Raw genomic sequence first — 3,293 nt, 5'->3', positions numbered from 1 at the left:
ATCGAAGCTTATATTCAGCATCACAACAACAATCCGAAACCCTTTGTTTGGACCGCCAAAGCCGAAGACATCATCGCCAAGTACCGTCGCGCTAAGGCCGTCTTGGATAAAGTACAAACAGCGTGAGACACTACACTAGGTACTCCTAGCAGGGCGGTCATAATAGGGTCATATTCCATAGCCGAGAAACCCACGGGAGGGCGTTACCTTCTCTCCTATAAATAACCCTTTTCGCGATAGTATTTCGCGGCGCCGGGGTGTAGCGGAATCGCCGTGTCCCGGCACAGCTCGCCGGGAACCAGTTTCCCGGTCAACCCCTGTCCCGGCTGGAACAGACTCTCGATCAGCTCTCTTCTTTCGTCCACGGCCTTGACGACGTGATACGCGTAATCGTCGGGAAAATCCTCGCGGCAATAAAGCAGCCAACCGGCGAAGTCGATCGTGGGGACGTCGGCGTCCACGCCTCTCAGCCTCCCGCGCGGAATCGCTCCCCGGCTCATGCCGAGCGCTTCACAACGGCGGAGCGCCTCTTCCTCGATAGGGAGGAAGGTAAAATCAAATCCATCCGTAACAGCTTTCCAGCGCGAAGTCATGAGCGCCTCGTCGAAGACCGCGTCGATTAAATTTTCCCGAAGCGCGTCAACTCGCCCTTTCTGCCGGTCCTCGGCCGTCACTTTACCGCCCCAGCGCTCGAAGTCGGCGAGCGCTGAGCCGTAAGTCTTCAATACTTCCTCGATCACCCAGCGCGCGGGATGGCCCGGCGGCGCGGTGGAGATCTTCAGCGGAAATTTCTTTTCGATCGCTTCCTTGAGGCTTTTTAGTTTCGTCTCTTTTCTGACGGCGAGAGCCAGTTGGTCGAAATGCGGAAAGCGCGCCAGCGCCTTCAGCGGTATCGGCGCAGAGAAGTAGCCTTTGCCTTCGAGCGCCATCCGGGCGAACCAGGGCGGCGTCGTGATCGCCGTATGAACGTTGCCCTCGGCAACCAAGCGCGGACCTTCCATGCAGGCCAGGCCGGGATCGAAAGTTTCGACGAGCACCTTTGTTCCCGCGGGGAGCGGGCTGTCGTAGCCGCCGACGGCGACGGCGATCATGCCTTGGATCTTCATCCAGTTGAAGCCGGGGCCGAGGAAACGAAGCTCTTGAAGATTGTTAAAATCCATAGAATCACGTAAGTGCTCGGTCATTAAGACCGGCGCCGCCAGCCAAGTCCGCGGTATTACCACCCTTCCCTCTCCCATAGGGAGAGGGTGAAAGAGATTTTGCTCTTCTGTCCCTAAATCACCACATCCGTTCCAATTCCTTTCGCCCGGGCGAGGCCGTAAGCCCATGACGCCATCGCCGGGTCCCAGATCGAAGAGGCCGGAACCAGGCACGTGATGATCTCGTCCTCGCTTTCCCGCCCGGGCGAAGCTCCGGTCACCGCGTCGTGCAGCTCCCGGCACTTCGTTTCGAATTCGGCCAGCCGCCCTTCGGCCGCCAGCGTCTTGAAAGGCTCGCGCGGAGGGATGTCGTGTAGCGCCTGGTCCTTCCAGGTCGCAAAAATCTTTCCTCTCTCCAGGGTCGTCACGTCGATCTCGCCGGGGGCCAGCGAGATCACCAGCGTGCCCGGCGCCAACCAGCTTCCGTCGTAAACCGGGCAATAGGCGTTGGTCGCGGTAATTAGAATATCCGCGCCCTGGATCGCCGATCTGGAATCCTCTTGCGGCTCGACTTCGATGCCGAGCAGCCCGCGCATCGCGCGCGCGTACGCCAACCGCCGCTCTTCGTTCGGGCTATACACTTTTATGCGGCGGAACTTGCGCACGCAAGCCACGGCTTCGACGGCGCGGCGCGCGATGCGCCCCGACCCGATGACGCCGACGGTGTCGATCTGTCCGCGCGCCAGATATTTCGCCGCGACGCCCGCCGGCGCGCCGGTGCGGATGTAGTGCAGCCACGAGTCGTTGATGATCGCTTTGAGGGTCATGTCTTCGAAACTGAAGAGAATCAAAAGCGCGCTCGCTTCGCTCGATTTTCTCGGGCCGATCGTGTAGACGCGGAATCCGGTCGCGTCGAGAGCCGGAACGATGGCCGGCAATATGCGCAGCGTCCGATTGCCGAAGCCTTGGCGCTTCGCCGAGACGCCGCTCGGCGGGTACGCCAGATGCACGCGCGGATGATTGGTCAGGTCTCCGGACGCCTGCAATCGGCAACACTCCTCGATGACTTCCACCGCGCCGCGCATCGGCGGATTCAAAGCCTTCACGTCGGCGTCGCTGAGAATCAGGGCCATGAGGACTTAGCTTCTTACGTTTGAAATGTTATACCAAACGACTACAAGAAAATTTATCGCGCCAAGACGCCAAGAACGCAAAGAAAGAAATATTTCTCCGAACTTGGCGCGCTTTGCGTCTTTGCGCGAGGCATCTTTTTTCCGGTTCCGTAAGCCAAATCCAAGCGAAAAATTTCAAATATTTTTGGCTAGCTTCCCCGCCAATCTTTGGCGTTGAGTATCTCGCCGCTCAAATCGTGCGATTCGTCCGAGGCCAGATAGACGGCGGCGGGAACCACGATGTCGTAGGGCAATAGCGACGGATCGTTTTCGCCGCGTAAATTGACCGCCCCGCCGGGTTCGAGCAAGTTGGCGCGCACGCCCAGCCGCCTCAGCTCCTTCGCGATCGAGATCGTAAACGCCTCCAGGCCGGCCTTGGAAGTCCCGTAAGGCGCGTAGCCGCGGCGCAGCTTGGTGTCGTCTCCCGTGGTGATGTTGATGATCGATCCCGTTCCTTGCTGAGCCATTTGTCGAGCCGCTTCCTGACAACAGAGAAACGCTCCGGTGATGTTGACGTCGAGCAGACGGCGCCAACGTTCCGTGTCGATCTCCCAGAAGTGATACGTGTCGCGCCGCTCGCGCGCGACGATGAACGACATTTTGAGCGCGGCGCTGTTGACGAGGATATCGATCCGGCCGAAGCGCGCCAAAGTAGTCTCCAACACCGCTGCGACATCTTCGCGACGCGTGACGTCGGTCCTTAGGCCAAGGGTTTTTCTCCCGAGATCCTCGATCTCTGCCGCGGTTCGGTTTAGCCCGTCGGCGTCGATGTCCCATAACGACAGATCTGCCCCTTCGCGGGCGAAGGCCAGGGCCAGCGTTTGTCCGATGCCCCGCGCCGCGCCGGTGACCGCCGCGACTTTTTTCTTGAGTTTCATGTTTTCGGGTCCGGCTCATGCAGTCCCTATCACGGATTTTTACTTCAGAAAAGATCGCCATAGAACCGGACACATGCAACGCAAAATGGATTTGCTTGCCCTCC

4 protein-coding genes are annotated in these 3,293 nt (G+C 59.3%); 1 reads left to right on the top strand and 3 read right to left on the bottom strand.

From position 1 onward, the window contains the following. Positions 1-126, top strand: a 126-nt coding sequence (locus tag VGL70_05660; protein ID HEY3303006.1) for an IS630 family transposase, incomplete at its 5' end; no start/stop codon positions are given. Between the two features lie 89 nt (positions 127-215). On the opposite strand, the gene VGL70_05655 is transcribed toward VGL70_05660, so the two are convergent. From VGL70_05655 to VGL70_05645, 3 genes are all read right to left on the bottom strand, one after another. After that, on the bottom strand, positions 216-1,160 hold the full coding sequence (locus VGL70_05655) for a TAXI family TRAP transporter solute-binding subunit (protein ID HEY3303005.1): 945 nt from the start codon (positions 1,158-1,160) through the stop codon (positions 216-218). Between the two features lie 113 nt (positions 1,161-1,273). Next, positions 1,274-2,272 (bottom strand): ornithine cyclodeaminase family protein, encoded by a 999-nt coding sequence (locus tag VGL70_05650; GenBank protein ID HEY3303004.1) that lies wholly within the window; start codon positions 2,270-2,272, stop codon positions 1,274-1,276. A 188-nt stretch (positions 2,273-2,460) separates the two neighbouring features. Then, positions 2,461-3,189, bottom strand: coding sequence for an SDR family oxidoreductase (locus VGL70_05645; protein HEY3303003.1), 729 nt, complete (start codon positions 3,187-3,189; stop codon positions 2,461-2,463). Between the last annotated feature and the right edge of the window lie 104 nt (positions 3,190-3,293).

The sequence above is a fragment of the Candidatus Binatia bacterium genome (assembly GCA_036504975.1).
Lineage (GTDB): Bacteria > Desulfobacterota > Binatia > UBA9968 > UBA9968 > JAJPJQ01.
Note: the sequence above shows the minus strand (reverse complement) of the source record. Positions and strands in the feature narration are given on the sequence as shown.